General features: G+C 64.0%; 1 pseudogene. It reads right to left on the minus strand.

The annotated features are described in order from the left end of the window. A pseudogene (locus RM812_RS42655) lies at nucleotides 1–408 on the minus strand (hypothetical protein); the annotation flags it as partial.

A 408-nucleotide genomic window follows, 5' to 3' on the forward strand; every position in this document is an offset into this window, starting at 1 on the left:
TCCCACCACACCGGTCGCGGCCCACCGGTCGGCATCGGACCATGCAGTCAACGGTCGCAACAACTCACCCGTCCACTCACCAAAAATTGAAACAGGCCCGCCAGCGGTCATAGCCATCAGTTGCCAAGCATCGGCCTCGCTGATGGCCAGCGGTATGGCACGTGCATTGGCCCATAACCACCACGGGCATTCGGCATCCGCCGTGTATTGCAACTGCACGGCATCCAGCCACATCGGCCAGCTTTGCGCCCAGAGGTTGGCGGCCATGCGTGTGGCCAGTGCGGTCCATTCTGCGGCGCTGCCTGGCGCCTGGGGCAACTGAAAGGTATCAGGCACAGCGCTGCTTTCGGCCAGCAAGGCACGCAGCGGATCGGCACTCGGGTAAAAGGCCAGCGTGCCACCGTGCGG

It is taken from the genome of Streptomyces lancefieldiae (genome assembly GCF_031845825.1).
GTDB classification, from domain to species: Bacteria; Actinomycetota; Actinomycetes; order Streptomycetales; family Streptomycetaceae; genus Streptomyces; species Streptomyces lancefieldiae.